The sequence below is a fragment of the Vibrio sp. OY15 genome, assembly GCF_000742455.1.
Taxonomy (GTDB): Bacteria; Pseudomonadota; Gammaproteobacteria; order Enterobacterales; family Vibrionaceae; genus Vibrio; species Vibrio alginolyticus.
This window is the reverse complement of the sequence record NZ_JPIL01000006.1, coordinates 118,550-139,002: the sequence shown is the minus strand read 5'-3', so window position 1 is coordinate 139,002 and position 20,453 is coordinate 118,550. Positions and strand designations below refer to the sequence as shown.

Sequence of the window (20,453 nt, the reverse complement as noted above, 5' to 3'; positions counted from 1 at the left end):
AATTACCTTAATTTGTTCAGCTGGCGAGTAATGCCAACATCATTATTTGTTGTGCCACATAGCATGGTGCGTAGCCCGGCGACTGCCCAGCGGTTGGCATCGGCACCATAGTGAGTGGTGCGGCCTAGCCAGTAGGCAGCTTCTTCACGGCTAAATCGATTTACTCGTCGGGCGAGCAGTTCAAGACGGTCAGGGTTGTGAAGACGAGACTGTAACTTCACAATCAATGCAATTTTTGCCCCGGCTTCTTCATCTAAAGGCAGGTTATCTCGTAGCTTGAACCCTTCCTGGCTAATAAAGCGTTGCAAGTCTAAGGGCACGCCACCATCATCAACCACTTGCTCTAAAATAGGTTTTAGTCGCGGCGAAAGTATTTTTAAGTTTTCACCGTATAAGGTGCCGCGATCACGCAGGCTACCAAGCTTTTTACCGCTTTCTGAGGTTTCTTTTTCAACGCGTTCCTTGATCACCAAAACCGTACCGGTGTGATCAGCAAGCTCAGTAAAGCGCAAGACAAAAGGCGCTGTGCGCCAGCGATTCTTTAAGGTCTTGTCGAAGAGCTCTTGTAACGTCAGTTTCTTTTTAGTCATCAGCTTGTTTTACCAAATCTAAAAATGCACAGTCTTCAGGTGCATTTTGAATGTCGATCATTGCCTGGCTGTCATCGCCTACTGTTGTTAAATCGGCAAGTACCTCAAACAATTCACTTAATGCCTTCATGTCTTTGCTGGTGGCATTGATTAAGTCAAGATTTAACTTACCACCGCCCGGTAATTGTAAATAAGCCAGGCGCAAAGTATCGGGCTCGGTTGTTGCTCCTCGGCTGTATAGGGAGCTGATCTTATTGAGCTGTTTATGCAGCGCTATTGCAAGTCCATGGCCTTGTTTTGTGTAGCGGGTATCTTCCGGTTGTACCCAACCTTTCTCTGCTGCCGTTGCAGGCGTAACGAGCATGTCGTCTTCCTGCGCTTGGTGGAACATGGCAGAAGAGCCATAGATTAGGTTCGGGTTGTCTTCATCGCTTGGCTCACGTACTTCATAGGTATACACGCGACCGGTTTGGACGATGTTATCTACCGCTTGCAGAACAGTGCTGTTTTGCACGCTGCCATGCTTTTCTTGAACCTTTTCGATGACTTCTTTGACCTTGGTGCAAGGCTCTTCGGTCATCACTTGTTCAACCCACTGAGTCACTTGCTCTACCGCCGGTTCGGCTTCTGGGTTCCAGCCACGCTGCTTGGCGCCTTGCTCAGATACCAACTTCCAGCCTTTCTCGGACAAGTTAACGTCTAGTGGGATTCCACCGGTTTCGCGGCTGTGGAAGTGTTCCGGTTTGGTGGATTCGCTTGATTCCATGCGATACAGGCACCATTGGCCTTTCTCTACACCGCTGCGAATGATTTGTTCCAGTACGCGCTGATTATCCAAAATTGGCCAGCGACGGTTTTGATTAAACTGGTTGCTGATTTGCTCCAAAGATGGGGTTTGGCTAATGCTACCAAAAATAAGTTGGCCTAGTTGAAGCAACATGGATTGTGTCGCCGCGGCTTCAGCAGTGATCAATTCGCCTTCTTCTGTTAATACGCGACGAATTTCTTCGTCAACGGACATGCCGCCTTCACCACCAGCTTGCTTGATACTCTTTTGAGCTACTTGACCAGAGGCTCCAGGAAATAAAATAGTGTCATAAGCCTGCGCAATCGAAGTTTGTAGTGCCATTTCTCGCTCTTTAAGCTTGGCTGTAAAGCCACTCTCTTGAAGTTTGCTAGCTGACATACCATAGTCTTCTGGCTTGTTTTGTAATCGACGCATGGCAATAACAGTACGAGCAACATCGTTTAAGCGTTCTTTCCGGTACTGTGACTTTTTGACTCGATCCTCACTCCAGGTGTCGCCAGCGACTTGAACTGTTTCAGGGACCAGCATAAATACGTTATTTTGCTCTAAACGAGGCTGACCGTTACCTCCTGTAGTGGTCATCTCCGTTGGATCAACTTTGTGGACATCTAGACGAATAATGGCCAAAATAGGACGACCAGTTTTATCAGGCACGTGTTCAGGTGCAGACACGTCTTGTGCCACTTGAAAAGTTGGGCTGTTGTGACTGACGACTTTACGTGCCACTACCATCAGTTGTTCTTCAACATCATCTGCTTGGATACCTTGTTTAATCGTAGAAACGATACGCGCCTCTGTAGGGTCAGTATGAGCGTAGAAACGCCCATCTTTAGCACGCAGGTAATAGGCTTCGTTTGAAATAGCTTTTAGTGCAGCTTCAACCTGTGATGGTGGAATGTTAGGCATCGCTACTTCAAGTAGTGCATCCGCAAAAGTAATACCGAAAACGTTGGAAGACAATCCTTCACCTCGGCCAACAAGACTATGAAGGAATACTGCTTTCCAAGTCCATTCGTAAAGTGGTAATCCCTGAGGATGGGGATTATTTCGATCAAGGTTTTGCGCAACCGATACACCCATTTCCAAGTTACTTGAATCTGCCCCGCCCACATCAGCATTGAGAACAGTCAAGAGATCACTTGCGCCAGTGCGCCCTATAAGTTCATCTGCTAGGTCTGGGTTCGCCATATTTAAGTGGCAGGTATGCACCAGGGGAGTTGTCATGCGCTTTTGCCAGATATTTCGAATGGCCATGGCTAGCACACGCAATACACCTCGCGTACCCTGGAAGCTTTCAGCAGAAGCAAGTTTATTAGTTAAATAGGCGATAAAGCTTGGGTGGAATGGATAGTTTGCAACAATAGATTTGTTGTAATCGTCCCGAGTTGCGGTATCGGGCAATTGCGAACCACTGCGCTTATACATTTCCATGTAAGCTGCTGCTGTCGTTGCTGCTTCTGTCTCATCAATTTTCGTGAAAAGTCGACGAGCCAATACGCGAGAAATTTCAGTCGGTCGTACAGGTACGGTCGTGGTAGCATCACGTTTTACAACGCTCATGATGCTTTGGCTGGCACGCTGTGCCAGCGCGGCAGCTTCTTCTTCATCAACATCACGGCCCAGTGTTGTAGATAGAACGCCTTGCAGCATGCTAGTTTGACCTTGGAATGCATCACTTTGGCTAGCAAGTGTAAGCACTACACTGATACCACTGTGAGTACGGGCATAGCCTAGAAGTGCCATTAAAAAAGCACTAATCTGCTCACCACCACCTACATGAGCTGCTTCATAGCGCGTCGCATATTGTGCAAGCTCGTCAAGCATGATAAGAACTTTGCGACCTTCAAACATTCGCTCTAAGAAATACTGACCAGGGAAAGCTGACGAGGTCACTTCTTTAATGTTGTCATTGTAGAAACTTTCACCGCCAAGCTTAAGTGCCATTTCTCCCCAGAGAGTATATGCTAATACTTTTTCACCACTGGGTGCGATTACCGGCATTTCATCACAGGCAACGGCAACAACATCAATGCTGCCTGCAGGTTGCAAAACTTCAGCTTCAACTACATCGGCAGCGGCTGATGCAATCTCACTTCCGCGATGGCTGAGATGAGTTAGCGCGATCAAAGTATGAGTTTTACCTCCACCGAATGCTGTTTCTAATCGGTGAATAGCTGGTTTGCTGTTATCACCATTAAGGCGCCCCATCACATCACGAACTACACGTCGTAAACCTTCTGTTGGGAAAGTTGCTTCTTTGAAGAATGCTTCAGCATTCGTATAGATAGAATCGATTGCACTATTTTTACCAGAATAAGCTGACGCAACCTGACTGATGGAGGCTGTGAAAATTTCCGGATTGAATGAACCTTCAATAATATCCTTTCTTGGTTCACATGTTTTTGTAATCGACTGCATATTTATATCCATCAAACCTAGTCCTCAAATACTGAATAGCCTGGCGCGATCAAAATGTTTTCAACGCCATGTAATACTTTATTATTCTTCAACCAGAGGTGATGCTCTGATTCGTTTAACTCATTATTGTTCGAACAGTCCACATGCCATTGACGAAGCAGATAGCCAGCTGTTGCAGCTCTAATCTCCACCTTCATCACACCATCAACCATTCCATAGTCAAGTTCAATCGCCTCGCTATGCACAATACGTGGGTGAGGCACTAACTCCAGCTCTATAAATCGGTTCCACTGCCGATCCTGGGTTTCAAGTTCGAACCCTGACAGCGTTGATCTTTCAAGCACTTTTGCGGTTTTAATTCGCGTCAATACAAAGTCTCTGAATTCACCGTGGTTACGATCAAACCCACGAACATGCCAACGCAAGCCATTGTCCACCAGCGTATGAGGCACTATTTCACGTGACGTTTCTCCGCTGGATAACGAGACATAGGTAATACACATTGCTTTACCTTTGTGTATAGCCTCAGTGACCTTAGCGACTATCGACAAACTTGGCTTATTCAAGTGATAAGGCGCTTCACAAGCCAAAGTAGGTTTAACCTTACCCGTAAAACCATCCCCATATCCCTGACTGATGGTGGCCAAAGTTCTAACCACGTCATAGTCGAATAAAGGCATAAACTGTTCACCACGTTTGTGCAGCTTTAGTTGTTGGTCATACTCAATGTTGCCCGGCACAAGTTCTCTGTACAGGGTAAAATCTTTCGTTGCCTGAGTTGGGGCTATGCTAAAGCGCCCAACTAAATCAGCCCGCACTGCTTCGCCCTTGAACAACAAGGTGAAGTCGATGTGCGCGATACGATCTCTGGTTGCTTGTGGCAACGTATTAACATCGGGCTTAGCCTTAGCTTTGATGCCTTTATTTATCATTTAGATTTTATATCTCTCAATACCAGACTGAAGACACGAGACACGAGACACGAGACACGAGACACGAGACACGAATTAAACAAAAATCCCACCCAATCAACCTGTCGGCAATCTACGATTATAGCTATAAGGTGCACCATACAACCTAACTAAATTTATTAGGTCATACCTTATCACGGATTTCATTTGTGAAATACATTAAGCAACCAGTTTTTTATTTTTTTGTTATCTCGATTATTTTGAGAACCTTAAAATAAGAAGAACAAAGCTCAGTAGCTAGGTGCTTGTGGCACCTCAACTACTTTGTTAGTTATTATTCGCTCTCGATTATATCTAGCTTACTCATCATCCAATCTTCAACGTCACTTTCTAGCCAAGCCTTGCGCTTACCCATAACTGTAACGCTCTTAGGAAATTCTCCAGCGTTAATTAGGTTGTAGATACTGCTGCTGCACAATGATGTCTTTTCAATAACTTGCTGTAGTTTAAGAAATTTCATTTTAAAACCTTGTTATGTAGTTCAACTCATAACAAAGGCCGCTGCGTTATTTTTTACTTTTCCCTTCTCGCCTACTCTGAGGGTACAGCTAACAATTCCTGTACAGAGCAGCACACAAATATGAATCACTTGCTGGCAGTACCAGCAAGTGATTCATTGTCATTACAACTGACGTTTCGTCGCCAGGAGAGCGTATCTATAAGCTGCATCTTTTCCTGCTGAACAGGCAGCGACTTTTCTTACCTCAACACGCTTTTCTGCGCTTCTTTCATCCACCAGCCGCCAGAGCTCTGCATTAGCTATCGATTCTTTATTTGCTTTACGCCAATCTCGTTTCTTCCAACCTTCTAGCCACTCATTAAAGCCTTTGACGCAATAATCGCTGCTTGAATAAATAATATCGCCATCTCTCGCACGCTTTAATCCAAAAGCAAGCGCTGACAGATCTAGGTAAGCCTGGTCAGTAACATAGTCAACAGGATCCCAATCTTCATCATCAATACATCCATCAGCATCAAGTGCTATGTACGCAACACCACCAACAAGACGACCTCTTTGCTTCCTCACCATGGCCGCTTCTACATAAATTTCTATACTCATTCTCATACTCTCCAGAGACTAAAAAGCCGATACATTCTCTGAACCGGCTTGATTGTTAATAACTTGCTTTAAAGCGATTCCTACATAACAACGGCAAGTAAGTTATTTTTTACCTGTCTCTGGGCACGCTTGCTTTCTCCCCTCCAGCCCTAGCAAGCCGATTTAAAACCCTTTCAGATATATTTCATCAGTACGCATAACCAAACAGATGCCCAAAGGAGCCCTTATGCGTACCCAAAATACTCAACATGACTATCCCTTTAAGACTTCAGAACTCAATGAGCTGCTAGAGCGCGCAGCCGAAGCTCTAGCTACGAAATACAAACGTGAAGGCACGTTCACCAACCCAACCAATGTCAAAGAGTACTTAAAACTCAAATTAGGAGTTCATGACCGAGAAGTGTTTGCTGTGATGTTTCTTGATAATCAACATCAATTGATCAGTTTCGAAGAGCTGTTCTTTGGCACGATTGACGCCGCTTCGATTTATCCCCGCGAAGTATTGAAGACAGCACTAAACCACAACGCTGCCGCGGTGATTTTTGCCCACAATCACCCTTCCGGTATTGCTGAGCCTAGCCAAGCCGACAAACGCATTACACAGCGACTTATCGACGCTCTAAAGCTCGTGGATATCCGTGTCTTAGACCACATCGTTGTTGGTGAAGATTGTGTTTCGTTTGCTGAGAAGGGATTGATATGAGTGAGTTTATTATTTCCGGGCTTAATGATGAGCTCATTACTCCAATGCATTGCTTTCTTGATGCCCTGCTATTGGACAGCACCATTCCTAATACAGTTGAACGATTGGCGTTAAACATTCGCTCTCAAGAGACTGGCCAACGATTTCAACCCATTGAAATTCAATTAGAACGCACATCCAGTGATTCGCCCTGGCAGCTTCGCTTTATCGCAACCTTTGATGTTGTCGTCACAGGTACGCCACAAAAAGAGTTATCGCTGTATTTCAACTTCGCAGGGTGTTGGTTCTATCACCCTGAAATTAAGCAGTGCAGCTTACAACGGCCAGAAGTACAAACCTTACTCGCCAGCTGGCTTAAAGCAGTCACTCGCTCGCTCATCGCACACTCTGCAATCTCAATCGACATTACCCCCATTCGCTAATCTCCATTTCCCTCAAAGAGGTCACTATGAATCAAGCTGCTAACCTGGCTATGTTCGCATGCAAGCGAGCCAAGCCTTCACACCAACTCAAAGACTTAATCAAACGCTCTATTCATGATGTTAATTACCGAGGACGGCTAACTATCCGATTTAAGGACACCAGTTACCACCCGAAAGATGGAGGGTTTCATCCTGTCTCTATCACTATCGATATTAAAGACAGCCATATTGCCATTAGTGAGATAACGGACCGCGTTTATGTGGGCGACGAATTACCGGAACTGGTTCCCGACCTGACTTTTGATTTTGCTAACAACGTCGCTTTCGCGCGCTTTAGCGGCTGGCTGGGCATGCACCTACAAGAAACCACGGAGCTGTATGAAATGTGGGAGTGTAACTTTCTAGCTTATGTAGTAATGGACGCTTACAACCAAATTCAGATTAAGTGTGGCTAACAACCAAAGCCAATCCACTTACTACCCCAGAACACTCCCCTTCCCTTACCAAACATTCAACAAAACCACCCGCATAGAGCTAAGCCGATGTCTGCTTCCCATATTGTTAAAACGGGAAGCATCAATCCCTTATTGCACAAGGGTTTCTTGATATCGTCGGCTCTGTGCTTCTCAAAACATCCTTCTACAGACAAAAAAGGAAGCAGATTATGGCTGAGGTCCAAGCAATCAAAGATGATGACACCATACGCCTGATTGGTCATTTACTGAGCATTCGTTGTAATCCACAAATGGCCGATGTGTGGCATATCGGATTAAACCTGGCACTGCGGATTTCTGATTTGCTATCGATCCGCTTTGAAGACATTCATGATGACCGACTCATTATCCGTGAAAGCAAAACCGGCAAACTGGCAAACATTCAGCTCAATACCAAAGCGCAGCAGCATATTGCTAGATTAAGGGAGCAGCACCCCGACCACATCTACTTATTTCAATCCCACCGATGCCAACAGTTGAAAAACAAACCACCGCAGCCAATCACGCGACGTGCTGTGTCCATGGCATTTCAACAAGTAGGCCAAGAGCTAAATATTGCGTTAGGTACTCACTCAATGAGAAAGACGCGAGGCTACTTTCTTTACCAATCTACAAAGGATATAGGCCGTGTCATGAAAATGCTTCGTCACACATCTGAGGGCGTCACGCTTCGCTATATCGGTATCACTCAAGATGACGTCGATAAAGACTTTGTTTCTCTTGAACTTTAAACCGGATCATTTAGTGAGGGGGCGGGACCGTCAATCCCTTATAAACATTAGGCTCACAGCCTTTTTTTAGTTTCGCAATTATTACATTTGAGAGCAAATAACATGAACCCATATCACGCAATAGGCAGCTTATCGAAAAGTTTAATCCAAAACTTATTCTGGAAAACCAATCACCCAATCAGAGGTAGCATTGTGTATTGCGATCTCGCATTTGGATATGCTGAACATTCAGGTGTCTACGTGGGAGACGGACGTATCATCCATCGTAATGGCAAAGGTCTTATCGAAGCCGTATCAATTCATCAATTCCTGACAGATACCACAGCCCTTTCCATTTACGTGAGTTGCAATGCTCAGGGCCATTCCATTGGTAGTGAGTTTACTGCTCAAATTGCAGAAGCCATGCTTGGCGTGCAAACAGACTATTCCCTGCTAAATGAAAACTGCCATCAGTTCTGTAGCTACTGTCTGAGTGGTGACATCTTCTCAAACACCTTCACATTGACTCAGCTTAAACGTGACGCTCGTGAGCACATTCAAGCGAGTCAGTGGCGCGTATGGGACTTAAGGCATCGTCACAAAGGATAAGGGGATTCTCTCCCCTTTTTTTAACCCCTTAGTCGAGGTTACCTAGTGCTACAGCCAAAGCAACGATGCCCCTCACCATAGCGCTTAGTTCTCTTCTTAGCTAGATAGCTAATACGATAAAACAGCTCCGAATATTGCTCGGCAAAGTATTCACTATTTTTTTCGATATAGTAACTATGGTTAATCGGAAAATGGACCAAACCTAAAGCCTGTTCCTCACTACACCCTAAAGCGCTTCTCCATGCACCAATAATAAGGTTTGCCAAAGAATCTCTTTGTTTATAGCGACCAATTGTGAAAAAGCGGTCTTTATTGAAAAGCAGAACAAGGTGATAATGCTCATGCATTGATGTGTCCTGCTCTCTAGCCCATGCGTATCTCACTTTGCACTGAGCTGCCCTCTTGCCCATTCTTTTCCTTCGTATCCCTTGGGCTTTAATCTTTTCACTTAATGAATCTTTGAACCGCGACATTAGCTTTGTACGACGAATGTTATAGCTCACAGCTTCATCGCGAGTAAGATCGTCAAGAAAGCCATGAGACGGTAGTCGCAAGTCGACTCGTATCGCATAGGTTCTAGGGTACTCTTCGATAGAGTAGTTCATTGTTTCGATTAACTGCTCTAAGTAACCTTCTTCATTATCTTTAAGAGTGCCTAGAATAAGTAATCCGTTGTATGTTGATTCTTTCATGAGTAAGTACCTGCTGGATGTGTTCACAGGTATCCCTACTCATATAATTTTTTACCTCATATTCCATCACCTACTTAGGGGTAGGTGTAGTAACCTTGATTAATCCTTTAAAGCGTATATTACTGTATCTGTCATTTTCTATTGACAATTACTTCTCGACTAACCTTTAGCGACAAAGCGTTGCCTAACATACTAAACGTAAAACTACTCGGAACTTATCAATAACATCAAAGCGATTTATGAACGATTAATCGTACAAAAAAACGCCTTTAATTACCCAAGCATCTTCATCCGAATCAGGCTGAAAGGCAGCAGAATCACTATCAATCACGCTGAGCTCACCTGAGTATGCATTACCTATATTTGACAGCACATAACAAGAGGTTTCTGTTCTAACGAAATAGATATCAAAGGGGCCCTTTGACTTGCTTTTTGTGACCTGCTCACGAACGATACTTAAGAAAAAATCAGATAAATGATCAATATCCCTGAGCCATATCTTATGGAGATCGTTATTTACCTCCTTCAAGTTCGTCAAAGCAATAATATCCCGACTACGAGCGTGGTAGTCTGTCGTTAATTTATCTCGAATATTTTGTGATACTAGCTCGTCAAAAAAGTGGTTCAGCCTGCCTAAAAGGTTATGTCGAATTATCTCATTCGACAAAAGATTCCATCCTCCTCGGCCTTGTGCTATTCGACTCCTTATCCGCCGATTAGGCTCACACCCAAGCATCTTCTCTGCTTTAAAACCTATTAGCTCAATCCTACTACCACCAAACACCGTTGGGTCTATGATGCAAATCGAATGACTTTTTTTGTATAGGTAAGGTGCATTACAACCAGCGACAAACTTCAAAATAAACCTATCAGCTACCAACTCGTTTATGTAACGGCGTAACCTTTGCTTCGTCATTCCGGTCACTTTAGAAAGATGAGAAAAACTAATACTTTCAATAACCCCTAACTCATCCGTTAAAGAAACCAATACAACTTTAAGTAGTCGCTTCGCCAACGCTTCAGCACGTTCATCTGTTAGGGATCCTCCAATACCTAGAATTGCTAGAATTGAAGCTAACTTCTCATTAGGGCACGCCTGAGAGCGATCAAAACCTGCTGGACAAACGACAGCATACGATGACTGCTCATTATTAAAAATTACCTTATCACACATGCATAAGCGTGCTACCGAACCACGAACTGTCGACTCTTTTATTTTTAATTTTTCCGCCAGAGATGCAATTGATAGGAACACATTTCTTTGTTCTCTAGTACACCAAATCCAATGTAAGTATACGACTTTGTCCTGCGGTTTCAGCCCTTTCCATGACTGGAGAATCATACTAATCATGATCGTCACATTTTATTTATAATACCTATTAAGTTTATAATATCATAATTTTTGACAGTATATTATTTACATGTAAAGCTACATGTAGCAAAACAAATTAAAGGAAAAATAGTGAGTAAGGAAATCGATGATTTTAAGAACTGGGTTAATTTTAAGAACAAGAAAATGACCCAATGGTTAACTGGGTATTTCATCAAAAAAGGGATACCAAAAAGTCTTCCTTCTGTAGACGAAATAATTACCAACCCTCTACAACAGAGCATCTTGAAGCAAGCTGAACACTACTTTTCTAGAATTCCAGAGCCAGCTTTAAGGAAAGAGAAACTCTCGAACATGAAGAAATCTTGGGCGCAATATTACAGAAGAAAAACAGGAGCCAAAAAAGTACATACTGTCTATGTTGATGACAAAACTCACACAACTCTCAAGAACGTTAAAAAGAAATATCGATTAGATAATTTAGGTCAAGCTGTAGGATCAATTATCGATGGAACGGCACTTAAAAGAGAGATTCGAAGGCTAGAAAGAGATAATGACTTACTGAATAAAAAGCTCGAAAGTTACGATTTGCTAAAGACGAAAAGCCGTCAGAAGGAGAGTCAATTAGAAGAAATGCGTAATAAAGTAGATTCACTTGAAGAGAGAAACTTAATGTTGACGAAAGCGCTCGAACGGTTAACCAACTCACTATCTTCCTAGTTAATAAGCTCCTAAAACTAGAATTCATGCTTCATCCTTAAGGAGTATCACTAGAGGCATCAGGAGATTGATAAACACGAGCAGCATAGACAGAAAAGCCATCAAAAACGCAAGCTATTCCTGATTATATGTGACACTGACAATTACGCTGAATTATATTATATGTATACAAGCGTCGATGTATCTTTTAGAGCACTTCAGGTCAACTTATCGGGCAAGCTCTCACATATTGATAGATTTATATCAACAAACGCTTGCCAAGTATAAGTAGAAGCATAATGCCTTCTATACTGTAGTTCTACTCGACAAATATCCGGTCTCGTGTCATATATACGACATTGTTTGTTTTCCACATTGAGATGACGGCAAATGCCGTCACCTCGGTCCAAGTTCTTGGTCTCTGCGGATAAATCAACATTCGCACAACATTTACCGCATGAATAGCAAGGGAAAGGATTTAGGGTAACTTGGTTCATAAACTCATCAACCAAGCTCGAGTACTATCTAGGTTGTTGTCTTCAAAAGGTAACTCTATCTCTCTTCGACTTACTTCTTTCGACAACATCATACTTCTTTCGTATTCACAGCTAACAGATTCTAAGTTGTCGACAAGTCCAGCTAGTTCATCAGGTGAAAGATTAAACTCAACTTTGGAAAGCTCAATCAAGTATCGATCAAGTTCAGCATTTACCGTCTGGAAGTATTCCAAGGTTCTCTTTTCTACTGACTTAAACTGATCTAGGTAATCCCATACTTTTCGCATTAATTTACTGTGATCTAAAAAGTATGTGATACCAATAGTCATTATGCCCGTAGCCACCGCGCTAACAAACGAGGCTAGTTCAATACCGAGAGGAAATGTCATCAGCGAGGCTAACTGTTGGTTAAGCATCACTCCCATTGCAACCGCAACACCAGTAGATAAAATACGTGTAACTTCTCGCACCAAAGCTCCAGGGCTAAGTCTCTGTGGATTAAAGAACAAGACTTTAGCAGCCGAAACTAGACTTGACCAAGTTTCACGGAGGAGTTTTCCAATCAACTTTTGAGTGGTGAAAAAGATGTTCATTATGGTCGAACTTAAGCTAGACAGGGCACCCGCTAAAGCCCCGTTTTTAAACTCTTCAAGAATATCTTTGAATCGAGTTTTGACCCTATCCCAAATTTTTAGTGCGGTAACCTTTAGCTTATTTAGGAACTTATCAAGTGTGAAGTTTTCTTCTTTATCTTTAAAGATCTGAGGAATTGCATCTTTTATTTCAAACCAAACTTCAGCAAAAACAAGCCCTAATGCCTGTCGAACCCCCATTGCGAAACCAGCTTTACTAGACGCCATCGCAGTACTCTTAAAAAACTTACTGCTGGTATAGTAAGTGAAATTGATCTGCTTATCGTACTGCTGTCTTGCTCTCTTATCCGCCTCACGCATTTTGTCTTCATCAAGACTCTCAAGAACAGCAACCTGCTCACTTTGCTTAGTGATTTTATCTGCTAGTTTACGTTTTTCATGCTTTTGCTGTTTAGTTTCCGAGGGCATAGAAGCTAAACGCAGTTTATCTCTTTCAATATTGTTACGCTTGTTCTCAATTGTCCTTGGTACAACGGTTCCTAAGAAATCATCCATAGAATGATCTGACTTGAGGTTGTTGATGTAATAATGTGTCGATTGAAAGTTTGAGTTCTGATTGGCAAGTTCTACGCCGTCTAGCCCTGCAAGCACTCTTCCCGCATCATTATGGACTTCATGCGATGAAATGATGTGGTCTAGTTGGCGTTTTTCATCCTGAGACATAAACTGGTTACGATATTCGTCTGGTAAATTACCATCATGTTGCAGCTTTTTGTCTTCCTTTCCCTTCGCCTTATAATTCTGATGAGAGTGGTAGCGATCTTCTCTTTTGGGTTTGTTCTTTCTATCAGTTACGATACTTCCGTCAGCATGATGTTTAACTGGTTTGTAATCCCCTTTATTCGCATATTCTGCTTGAACACTCTTTGAGACATAGATTTCAGCATCACCTTTTTGGTGCTGGCGAACATTGTGAACGGTTGCAACATCGCCACCTTTTTTGTCTTCAAAAAATAAAAAATCCAAACCGAACGTCGTTACTAGACTTTTAGTAACCGTCTTATTTAGCTCATCGACTAGCGCAAAATGTTGTGAATTGGTTTCTGACATACCATACAGCTCCATTGAAAAGGGAGAAAAACCTCCCTTTATATCTCTTCGAGAACAATACTTACTTGTGAGTATTACTCGACTTTGCAAGCGTAGCTTTTATTCCAGGCTCATTGATCACTTGCATTCCATCGCTATCAGTTTCAATTTGAACAATGTTTTCATCATTTAATACCACATTACCCTGTGCGTCTTTTTTAGGTTTAAACAGCGGTGTTGTAATGATATCAGTGAGAATAGCGGCAATTTGGTAGCCATTTTGAATTAGACGAATAACGTCATCTTCGAACTTGGAAATGTCAGCTTTGTTCGATAACAATTTCTCAAAAGCTTTTAGGCTATCAAAGTATTCTTTAAATACTGAATACAGGCGTTCTATCTCTTTGTAAATTCTATCGGCATATAGCTTAGTTTTGGCTAGTTGTTTGCGCCCCTTCTCCATCTTACCTACAGCTTCGTTAACTTCTGCTCGAGTTTTTCTTGCATCGCTTAATGCTTCCTCCGCATGAGAGGCAAAAGCCCACCCAGCAATCGCCATAATAGGAGCAGCAACAACACCACCAAGAACCATCGCACCTCCAGCCATACCAAAGCCACCAGCAGCAAGGGAACCTCCGCCAATAGCGGCCATAGTTGCGTTATATGCAGCAGCGCCAGATAGAGCGGCAATCGGTGTTCCTGTTGAAGCGGCAGCCATAGCCATAACGCCACCGTATACAGCATATGCAGCGGCAGCACCAGCAGCTCCAGCTCCAGCGACCTTACTCATGTAAGCTGTTGTAGATAACGCGAGACCATCTATCTCATCAAGCTTATGCTGAGGGAAGTCAATTTCTAGGTCCTTAGAGTTGGATTGGTTCAATTTAACTAAAAGCTTTTCTGCAATTGTTCTGAACTCTTTAAAATCGTTACCAACTTGTAGTTGAAACTCACCGAGGCTGGTTAAACTTTTATTTGTCTGTTCATTCTGTTTGTCAAAGATAGTTCTCTCTTCATCGTACTTTCTCTTTGCAGACTCAATAATATCGTTTGCTTCAGACTTATCTTGATACCCGTCGTAGCCTTTTTTAGCTCCATAACTTGCTGCTGCAACAGCAGCACCTGCTAAAATAAATGGTAATGGCATGTTTATTTCTCCAAAAATTTTTCTGCTTCGAGCACAAGAGCCATCTGGCGCTGAACCCAATCCTTTAACTCTTCAATGATTGACAAGTCCACATTTAGGCTTTCCGCTACACTTTTTATGAAATTGTCTTCACTTTCTTCAATTACCTGATCCGCGTAAGCAACACCAACTAATTCAATTAGAAACGCCATTTTCTGCGCCTTTTCTGAAAAGATCGCAGAAAGCTTTTTAATATCAAACGCTTTATCTAAATTTGCACTGTTGTTACATTGAGCAGTGATTCCCTCCAAAAGTAGAGTTTCTCGTTCATCAACGTATCCATCAGCTGCAATTAACTCCTTAGAGAAGTAATATAATGCGGCTTGTTGTTCATCATTAAGGTGCTGAATAAACATTGCTATTTCCTTTCTTTTTATAGATGTTACAGACGTCTGTTCCAAAGCTCTTAAGCCACTTATCAAGTAAGAATGAATCAATGACTGTGGCTGACACTCTATAGGCGCTTCCCAACTCTTCTATGATCTGGTCTTCCGATAGTGGTGTCTCAACAAGGTGGTATCCAGCCTGTTTATCGATATCAAACTGAACTCGACACAACTCTCCCTCGCCAAAACCAAACCTTCCGTCAGAATCGTATTTAGCCAACGAAAAGCTCTCCGGTCTCTTGAAGTTAAATGACGAAACTATCGCATCATTTATACGATGAACGGCTAAGCTTCTTTCATTGTTGAAACCGTCAAACCGGCACACTAGATAAAGTCGAACTCCTTGCTGTGCAAGGCCGAGCGGCATAACTGTAGATGTTCTAACTTGCTTATTGGCATTGTGATAGGTTACGGTCAATAAACGATCTTCATACAATGCCTTACTTATATTTTCTAAAACTTTGTTATCAATTTTTGGCGCTAGAAGAGGTTGAGACTCTCGCACTACTTTGATTTTATCTTTCCACACGCGATCTTTATGGTTTTTAGGGTCAAACTCGAGGTTATACCTAGCCTCTGTAAAGTGAGGTCTTAATGACTGCATTACATCTTTTGGTAGCAGTAACTTTAGGTGCTTCTCTGCTAACGCCAAGAGTAAAGATTCATGAGCATTAAGTGAGCTCACTCCTAGTGCGTGACTATTTCTATCAAAACTGTACCCATAAGGCTTAGAGCGAGTATCCCTATCTATGGGAAAGTGTTCACTCAACATCTCTAGATTGCGTTGTATTGTTCTTATATCTCGCGAAATGCCTATTACTTCTAATTGCTCTCGTATTTCTAGAGCCGTTATCTTTCTGTGCTTAGGGATTCGTTTAAGTATTTCAAGCACAAGAACTAATGAGTCTTGTGTACTTTTTCTTTTCGACAAAGCCAAGTTATTCCGTTGTTTAAATCTATCGTGACATTCGTTCCATAAATGAGAACATCGATACTATACATGTGAAACCAATCCATCATGTGACTTAATGCACACAAATTATATTTGATTCCAGCGACAAGTTGTGTCGCACAAATATCAACCAGAAAAAGTTCAAAAAATAACGAATTTTACTTCGGTATACTGATCTCAGAGGTAAGTTAGCGACCGTCAGCTACAAAGTCAGCACGTTATAGGAGAATGAGATCGAAACATCGGAGGAGGGGGCTAAGTTGATGTCGTTATCCCTCCCATAACCTTGTGCTCATGAGAGGGTAGCGAAAAGTAATAATATTATCGCTCTAAATTATCTATAGCTCTAATCAAGCTTTGTGCTTTTCGGTCATTTTCAAAAGCTATTTTTTCTCTAAGATTAAGCAGGGCTTTTTTTGCTGCCTGATCTTTTGCAAATAGATTACCGTCTTGCAATGCAGCAATAGCAAGAGCCCTTTTTAAAGGCGAATTTTTGTCTTGCTGATTATTTCTATCATAGTAATCTCTGACGCGCTCACTTGGTGCTCGATTTACCTTTTCCCATTGTTCTAAGGTTTGAGTTAAAGCAGCATCATTCACTGCCTTAACTGCCGATTTTCCTGCACTAACCAATGAATCGAAAAATCCCATAATGACTCCTTACCAACTGTTAATTCAACGTTGTTTATTTTGTAGTTAAACAATCTATCAATACGACTAAAACAGATAACCTTTAAAAGCCATGCTTCTGAGATCATTGCACTCATAACTGAATACTCTTAATGATCCACTATAAAAGTTACTTTTGATCACCAATAGGCTACCAATAAAGATTATTAATTTTGCTTACACTTAGATAACTTACATATATAAGTGAAATATAAATTAATAAAATCAACAATAAAACTCCACTACTAATGCTACTGTCTACGATTGAATGCGACACATCATGTCGCAGCCAAAATGTTTCCAGCAATAGATTCATTTAACCACCTACTACGACATAACTTGCCGCATAACAAAGTAACCTAATATCAATCAAGATATTGAAGGTAACGATATGTCAAAAAGTAAAGGCAACACTCATGCCCGTAGCATTTCTCTTATTGATGAACAAAACATGTCCCTCCCTAATAATGTTGGACTTAAAAACATACTAAAAAAAATTTCAGACTTAGAGATTGAAAATCAAAAACTTACAAATAGAGTTTTACTCTTAGAGAAGCGTTTAAGTGTTGATTTTTTGACTGGTTTATCTTCTCGTGCTCAAGGCATTACACACATAGAGTCTCTAATTCAAGACAATGATATTGGAACTTTCTCACTGGTATTTATCGATTTAGATCAGTTGAAGAAAATTAACGACTCTGCTGGTCACGTTGTCGGAGATAGAATGATTGAAAGACTAGGTAATATCTTGAAAAAAATGCAACTACCAAAGCAGACGATAGCTAGGTTTGGAGGAGATGAATTCATTGCCATCCTCCCAAACTACGACCACCAAAAAACCACGAGTTGGTGTAACTGCTTACAAAAAAGAACTAAGCTTCAGGAGCCAATACATATTGATGGACAGCATTTCTACCTTTCTGTTTCAGTTGGATCTTACGTGTACCATAAGGCAAGAGAGCCTGAACATTTAGATGCAAAGCAACTAATAGAGAGAGCAGACAAAGATATGTATAAAAACAAACAAAGTAAAAACGACTCACTCAAAAGTTATATCTATAAAGCACCAATCGGTGGGTAATGTGGTGGTTAAAAAATACAAAATAATGACTTAAATTAAATAAATTATTGATATAAATGAATTTTAATAAATAAATCAACATTCAGATCCAAAACATTGAATGATCTAAAAGTCATCGAGTATTGAAACAAAAAAGCCCCGCTAATACGGGGCTTTCTTTTATTCGTCTTTTTCCAAGGTACTGTTATCAACGTAGGGCCAATAATGATGTCCAATTCTGATCAGCAAAGTAGCCGCAGCCAAAATAAACGCAGCCAGAGATAACCACACAACCAAAACTGCATCCAGCTCTTTCATTCCGAGAGTGATATAGCGGGCGATCGCCATCATCGCGATGTAGATAGGATAGCGTACCGGAATTTTACCGTTCATCACGAACTGCTGCACCATGGCGAGCACTTCCAGATAGATAAACATCAAAAGAATATCTGTGAGTAAGACACGCTTCTCTACAAATACGTGCACAAACTCTTGCATCATGGCGTACAACGTCGCCAAGGTAATAGAGACTAATAACACCGCCTCCAAAATATGGAAGATTTTCAGGAAAGGTCGACTAAAGGATTTCGGTAAATTCGACGGCATGGTCCATTATCCAAACAAAGAAAATAGGCCTTGAGTTTAGCATGCAACGATCTTCAATCAATCAGAATAAACATCAGTGCGAATCGACTCCAAGTCCTGGCATTTGCTTATAAAAATGCTCCGCTTATTTGGCGGAGCGCTTTTGTGTTATAGGACCTGTGGCATCACTTACGCCACTTGCTGCTTTTTTTCAGCTACGCGCTTTTTCTTCCGATATTTAGGGTGAGTGATCGGAATCGCAGATAGGAGTTTTTTGGTGTATTCGTTTTGCGGGTTTGCATAAATTTCTTTAGCGCTGCCTGCTTCTACCACTTTACCAAAATACATCACGGCAACTTTGTCAGAGACATGTTTCACCACCGAGAGATCGTGAGAGATAAATATGATCGCCAAATTCATTTCTTGTTGCAGTTGTAGCAATAGGTTCAAGATTTGCGCCTGTACCGACACATCTAACGCAGATACCGATTCATCACAAATCAGTAGTTTAGGCTTCAATGCAATCGCGCGAGCAATACCGATACGCTGCCGTTGTCCGCCTGAAAATTCATGTGGATAACGGTTTACTGCCGTTTCTGGTAATCCCACTTTGATTAAAAGCTCTTTTACCCATTGTTTACGCTCTGTTGGCGTGCCAATTTTATGAATAACAAACGGTTCTTCCAGAATCATACCGATGGTATGACGCTGATTGAGTGACTCCATTGGGTCTTGAAAGACGATTTGCATGTCTTTACGCAGCGAGCGCATCTCTTTAACAGACAATTTAGTGATGTCTTTACCTTCAAAGAAAATCTTACCTTCCGTTGGCTCGTATAACTTTAAGATCGTGCGACCAAGGGTGCTTTTACCACAACCTGACTCACCAACTAGCCCCAGTGTTTCACCTTCAGAAACAGACAGTGAAACCCCGTCTACCGCTTTGATGGTGTAGCCTTTCTTGAACAGCCCTTTACCAGAAACAAAGTGCTGCTTAAGATTTTCAATTCTTAATACTTCTTTTGCCATAACATCCTCTTTTATGACTGGTTCACTTTGCTCAGTTAACTGGCAAACATACTGGCATCAATAGGCTTGATATCGATCATCTGCTTTGGCTCATTATCTAAGCTCGGCATCAACCCCATCAAACGCTCTGTGTATGGGTGCTGCGGGTTATCAAACAACTCAAAAATTTCTGCTTTTTCGACAATACGCCCACCATACATCACGGCAACATCATCACACACTTCTGCCACAACCCCGAGGTCGTGAGTGATGAAGATCATTGCCATGCCTGTTTCTTCCTGAAGCTCGTTCATCAGTTCAAGGATAGACGCCTGAACCGTAACATCCAACGCTGTAGTCGGTTCATCACAAATCAGAATATCCGGCTTACAGGCCAATGCCATCGCGATCATGACACGCTGGCGCATACCACCAGATAGGTTATGGGGATACTCATTCAATCGCTTCTCTGGCATTGGAATTTTTACTTTTGCCAGCATCTCAATCGAGTACGCCTCCCGCTCCTTTTTGTCGAGCTCAGGTCGATGGAGCTCAAGCACTTCACATATTTGACGACCAATGGTGTGCACTGGGTTGAGCGCCGTCATCGGGTCTTGGAAGATGATCGAAATACGATCGCCACGCATGGCGTACATCTCTTCCGCAGGCAAATCAACTAGGTTGGTGCCGCGATAATTCACTTCACCTTTAATGATGTTGCCATATGGCTTAGGTAATAGCCCCATGATCGACATTGAAGTTACGCTCTTGCCACTACCTGACTCTCCCACCAGGCCGAGTGTACGTCCAGCTCTCACATCAAAGTTCACACCATGCAGAACCTTCACTGGCCCATCATCGGTGGTAAATTCAACTTCGAGATCTTTAACACTTAGGATTACATCGTTTTCCATAACCAATC

The 20,453-nt window shown here is 42.2% G+C and carries 23 protein-coding genes; 7 read left to right on the top strand and 16 right to left on the bottom strand.

Going from position 1 to position 20,453, the window contains the following annotated elements:
- Positions 1 to 2: 2 nt before the first annotated feature.
- The 5 genes from IJ23_RS07755 to IJ23_RS07735 all read right to left on the bottom strand — a co-directional run bounded on the left by IJ23_RS07755 (position 3) and on the right by IJ23_RS07735 (position 5,847).
- Complete coding sequence (locus tag IJ23_RS07755; protein ID WP_033905941.1) at positions 3 to 590, bottom strand: DUF7680 family protein; 588 nt, start codon at positions 588 to 590, stop codon at positions 3 to 5.
- Positions 583 to 3,816 (bottom strand): ATP-binding protein, encoded by a 3,234-nt coding sequence (locus IJ23_RS07750; protein WP_033905940.1) that lies wholly within the window; start codon positions 3,814 to 3,816, stop codon positions 583 to 585. The genes IJ23_RS07755 and IJ23_RS07750 overlap by 8 nt, the downstream gene beginning before the upstream one ends.
- Before the next feature lie 17 nt (positions 3,817 to 3,833).
- On the bottom strand, positions 3,834 to 4,748 hold the full coding sequence (locus IJ23_RS07745; protein WP_033905939.1) for a WYL domain-containing protein: 915 nt from the start codon (positions 4,746 to 4,748) through the stop codon (positions 3,834 to 3,836).
- A 313-nt stretch (positions 4,749 to 5,061) separates the two neighbouring features.
- A complete protein-coding gene (locus IJ23_RS07740; RefSeq protein ID WP_033905938.1) occupies positions 5,062 to 5,247 on the bottom strand; it encodes an AlpA family phage regulatory protein in 186 nt (61 codons plus the stop codon).
- A gap of 162 nt (positions 5,248 to 5,409) precedes the next feature.
- A complete protein-coding gene (locus IJ23_RS07735; RefSeq protein ID WP_033905937.1) occupies positions 5,410 to 5,847 on the bottom strand; it encodes an RNase H family protein in 438 nt (145 codons plus the stop codon).
- Between the two features lie 226 nt (positions 5,848 to 6,073).
- On the opposite strand from IJ23_RS07735, the gene radC reads away from it, so the two are divergent.
- From radC to IJ23_RS07710, 5 genes are all read left to right on the top strand, one after another.
- Positions 6,074 to 6,550 carry a RadC family protein gene (radC, locus tag IJ23_RS07730; RefSeq protein WP_033905936.1) on the top strand — a complete coding sequence of 159 codons (477 nt, stop codon included), beginning with the start codon at positions 6,074 to 6,076 and terminating at the stop codon, positions 6,548 to 6,550.
- Entirely contained in the window at positions 6,547 to 6,972 is a 426-nt protein-coding gene (locus tag IJ23_RS07725; RefSeq protein ID WP_033905935.1) for a DUF2787 family protein, read from the top strand. The genes radC and IJ23_RS07725 overlap by 4 nt, the downstream gene beginning before the upstream one ends.
- 26 nt (positions 6,973 to 6,998) lie before the next feature.
- On the top strand, positions 6,999 to 7,427 hold the full coding sequence (locus IJ23_RS07720) for a DUF2787 family protein (protein WP_033905934.1): 429 nt from the start codon (positions 6,999 to 7,001) through the stop codon (positions 7,425 to 7,427).
- Between the two features lie 209 nt (positions 7,428 to 7,636).
- Positions 7,637 to 8,197 (top strand): tyrosine-type recombinase/integrase, encoded by a 561-nt coding sequence (locus IJ23_RS07715; RefSeq protein ID WP_033905933.1) that lies wholly within the window; start codon positions 7,637 to 7,639, stop codon positions 8,195 to 8,197.
- Between the two features lie 102 nt (positions 8,198 to 8,299).
- Positions 8,300 to 8,785 carry a lecithin retinol acyltransferase family protein gene (locus tag IJ23_RS07710; RefSeq protein WP_033905932.1) on the top strand — a complete coding sequence of 162 codons (486 nt, stop codon included), beginning with the start codon at positions 8,300 to 8,302 and terminating at the stop codon, positions 8,783 to 8,785.
- A 38-nt stretch (positions 8,786 to 8,823) separates the two neighbouring features.
- On the opposite strand, the gene IJ23_RS07705 is transcribed toward IJ23_RS07710, so the two are convergent.
- The gene (locus IJ23_RS07705; protein WP_033905931.1) at positions 8,824 to 9,477 is read right to left on the bottom strand and encodes an inovirus Gp2 family protein; all 654 of its coding nucleotides are present in this window, start codon (positions 9,475 to 9,477) and stop codon (positions 8,824 to 8,826) included.
- 247 nt (positions 9,478 to 9,724) lie between these two features.
- Positions 9,725 to 10,828 (bottom strand): hypothetical protein, encoded by a 1,104-nt coding sequence (locus IJ23_RS07700; RefSeq protein ID WP_081886404.1) that lies wholly within the window; start codon positions 10,826 to 10,828, stop codon positions 9,725 to 9,727.
- 111 nt (positions 10,829 to 10,939) lie between these two features.
- Here IJ23_RS07700 and IJ23_RS07695 point away from each other — a divergent pair, with 111 nt between their 5' ends.
- A complete protein-coding gene (locus IJ23_RS07695; protein ID WP_033905930.1) occupies positions 10,940 to 11,527 on the top strand; it encodes a hypothetical protein in 588 nt (195 codons plus the stop codon).
- A gap of 197 nt (positions 11,528 to 11,724) precedes the next feature.
- Here IJ23_RS07695 and IJ23_RS25810 read toward each other — a convergent pair whose 3' ends face one another.
- The 6 genes from IJ23_RS25810 to IJ23_RS07670 form a co-directional block, all read right to left on the bottom strand.
- On the bottom strand, positions 11,725 to 12,003 hold the full coding sequence (locus IJ23_RS25810) for a YkgJ family cysteine cluster protein (RefSeq protein WP_080936700.1): 279 nt from the start codon (positions 12,001 to 12,003) through the stop codon (positions 11,725 to 11,727).
- Positions 12,000 to 13,706, bottom strand: coding sequence for a hypothetical protein (locus IJ23_RS07690; protein ID WP_033906117.1), 1,707 nt, complete (start codon positions 13,704 to 13,706; stop codon positions 12,000 to 12,002). Before IJ23_RS07690 ends, IJ23_RS25810 begins: the two co-directional genes overlap by 4 nt.
- 61 nt (positions 13,707 to 13,767) lie before the next feature.
- Complete coding sequence (locus tag IJ23_RS07685) at positions 13,768 to 14,832, bottom strand: hypothetical protein (RefSeq protein ID WP_033905929.1); 1,065 nt, start codon at positions 14,830 to 14,832, stop codon at positions 13,768 to 13,770.
- A gap of 2 nt (positions 14,833 to 14,834) precedes the next feature.
- Positions 14,835 to 15,227 carry a tellurite resistance TerB family protein gene (locus IJ23_RS07680; protein WP_033905926.1) on the bottom strand — a complete coding sequence of 131 codons (393 nt, stop codon included), beginning with the start codon at positions 15,225 to 15,227 and terminating at the stop codon, positions 14,835 to 14,837.
- The gene (locus IJ23_RS07675) at positions 15,208 to 16,194 is read right to left on the bottom strand and encodes a helix-turn-helix transcriptional regulator (protein ID WP_081886403.1); all 987 of its coding nucleotides are present in this window, start codon (positions 16,192 to 16,194) and stop codon (positions 15,208 to 15,210) included. The genes IJ23_RS07680 and IJ23_RS07675 overlap by 20 nt, the downstream gene beginning before the upstream one ends.
- A 336-nt stretch (positions 16,195 to 16,530) precedes the next feature.
- Positions 16,531 to 16,860: a hypothetical protein gene (locus tag IJ23_RS07670; RefSeq protein WP_033905924.1), complete on the bottom strand. Its 330-nt coding sequence runs from the start codon at positions 16,858 to 16,860 to the stop codon at positions 16,531 to 16,533.
- Positions 16,861 to 17,269: 409 nt separating this feature from the next.
- On the opposite strand from IJ23_RS07670, the gene IJ23_RS07665 reads away from it, so the two are divergent.
- The gene (locus tag IJ23_RS07665) at positions 17,270 to 17,959 is read left to right on the top strand and encodes a GGDEF domain-containing protein (protein ID WP_033905923.1); all 690 of its coding nucleotides are present in this window, start codon (positions 17,270 to 17,272) and stop codon (positions 17,957 to 17,959) included.
- Between the two features lie 159 nt (positions 17,960 to 18,118).
- Here the strand turns inward: IJ23_RS07665 and IJ23_RS07660 are convergent, their stop codons facing one another.
- The 3 genes from IJ23_RS07660 to IJ23_RS07650 form a co-directional block, all read right to left on the bottom strand.
- The gene (locus tag IJ23_RS07660; protein ID WP_025768316.1) at positions 18,119 to 18,544 is read right to left on the bottom strand and encodes a phosphate-starvation-inducible protein PsiE; all 426 of its coding nucleotides are present in this window, start codon (positions 18,542 to 18,544) and stop codon (positions 18,119 to 18,121) included.
- A 168-nt stretch (positions 18,545 to 18,712) separates the two neighbouring features.
- Entirely contained in the window at positions 18,713 to 19,552 is an 840-nt protein-coding gene (locus tag IJ23_RS07655; protein WP_005379372.1) for an ABC transporter ATP-binding protein, read from the bottom strand.
- A gap of 35 nt (positions 19,553 to 19,587) precedes the next feature.
- Complete coding sequence (locus IJ23_RS07650; protein WP_005379371.1) at positions 19,588 to 20,445, bottom strand: ABC transporter ATP-binding protein; 858 nt, start codon at positions 20,443 to 20,445, stop codon at positions 19,588 to 19,590.
- Positions 20,446 to 20,453 lie beyond the last annotated feature (8 nt).

Excerpts from the sequence above, each read along its gene's own strand:
- IJ23_RS07755 (WP_033905941.1), bottom strand. The coding sequence starts at position 590 with ATGACTAAAAAGAAACTGACGTTACAAGAGCTCTTCGACAAGACCTTA.
- IJ23_RS07750 (WP_033905940.1), bottom strand. The coding sequence starts at position 3,816 with ATGCAGTCGATTACAAAAACATGTGAACCAAGAAAGGATATTATTGAA.
- IJ23_RS07745 (WP_033905939.1), bottom strand. The coding sequence starts at position 4,748 with ATGATAAATAAAGGCATCAAAGCTAAGGCTAAGCCCGATGTTAATACG.
- IJ23_RS07740 (WP_033905938.1), bottom strand. The coding sequence starts at position 5,247 with ATGAAATTTCTTAAACTACAGCAAGTTATTGAAAAGACATCATTGTGC.
- IJ23_RS07735 (WP_033905937.1), bottom strand. The coding sequence starts at position 5,847 with ATGAGTATAGAAATTTATGTAGAAGCGGCCATGGTGAGGAAGCAAAGA.
- radC (WP_033905936.1), top strand. The coding sequence starts at position 6,074 with ATGCGTACCCAAAATACTCAACATGACTATCCCTTTAAGACTTCAGAA.
- IJ23_RS07725 (WP_033905935.1), top strand. The coding sequence starts at position 6,547 with ATGAGTGAGTTTATTATTTCCGGGCTTAATGATGAGCTCATTACTCCA.
- IJ23_RS07720 (WP_033905934.1), top strand. The coding sequence starts at position 6,999 with ATGAATCAAGCTGCTAACCTGGCTATGTTCGCATGCAAGCGAGCCAAG.
- IJ23_RS07715 (WP_033905933.1), top strand. The coding sequence starts at position 7,637 with ATGGCTGAGGTCCAAGCAATCAAAGATGATGACACCATACGCCTGATT.
- IJ23_RS07710 (WP_033905932.1), top strand. The coding sequence starts at position 8,300 with ATGAACCCATATCACGCAATAGGCAGCTTATCGAAAAGTTTAATCCAA.
- IJ23_RS07705 (WP_033905931.1), bottom strand. The coding sequence starts at position 9,477 with ATGAAAGAATCAACATACAACGGATTACTTATTCTAGGCACTCTTAAA.
- IJ23_RS07700 (WP_081886404.1), bottom strand. The coding sequence starts at position 10,828 with ATGATTAGTATGATTCTCCAGTCATGGAAAGGGCTGAAACCGCAGGAC.
- IJ23_RS25810 (WP_080936700.1), bottom strand. The coding sequence starts at position 12,003 with ATGAACCAAGTTACCCTAAATCCTTTCCCTTGCTATTCATGCGGTAAA.
- IJ23_RS07690 (WP_033906117.1), bottom strand. The coding sequence starts at position 13,706 with ATGTCAGAAACCAATTCACAACATTTTGCGCTAGTCGATGAGCTAAAT.
- IJ23_RS07685 (WP_033905929.1), bottom strand. The coding sequence starts at position 14,832 with ATGCCATTACCATTTATTTTAGCAGGTGCTGCTGTTGCAGCAGCAAGT.
- IJ23_RS07680 (WP_033905926.1), bottom strand. The coding sequence starts at position 15,227 with ATGTTTATTCAGCACCTTAATGATGAACAACAAGCCGCATTATATTAC.
- IJ23_RS07670 (WP_033905924.1), bottom strand. The coding sequence starts at position 16,860 with ATGGGATTTTTCGATTCATTGGTTAGTGCAGGAAAATCGGCAGTTAAG.
- IJ23_RS07665 (WP_033905923.1), top strand. The coding sequence starts at position 17,270 with ATGTCAAAAAGTAAAGGCAACACTCATGCCCGTAGCATTTCTCTTATT.
- IJ23_RS07660 (WP_025768316.1), bottom strand. The coding sequence starts at position 18,544 with ATGCCGTCGAATTTACCGAAATCCTTTAGTCGACCTTTCCTGAAAATC.
- IJ23_RS07655 (WP_005379372.1), bottom strand. The coding sequence starts at position 19,552 with ATGGCAAAAGAAGTATTAAGAATTGAAAATCTTAAGCAGCACTTTGTT.
- IJ23_RS07650 (WP_005379371.1), bottom strand. The coding sequence starts at position 20,445 with ATGGAAAACGATGTAATCCTAAGTGTTAAAGATCTCGAAGTTGAATTT.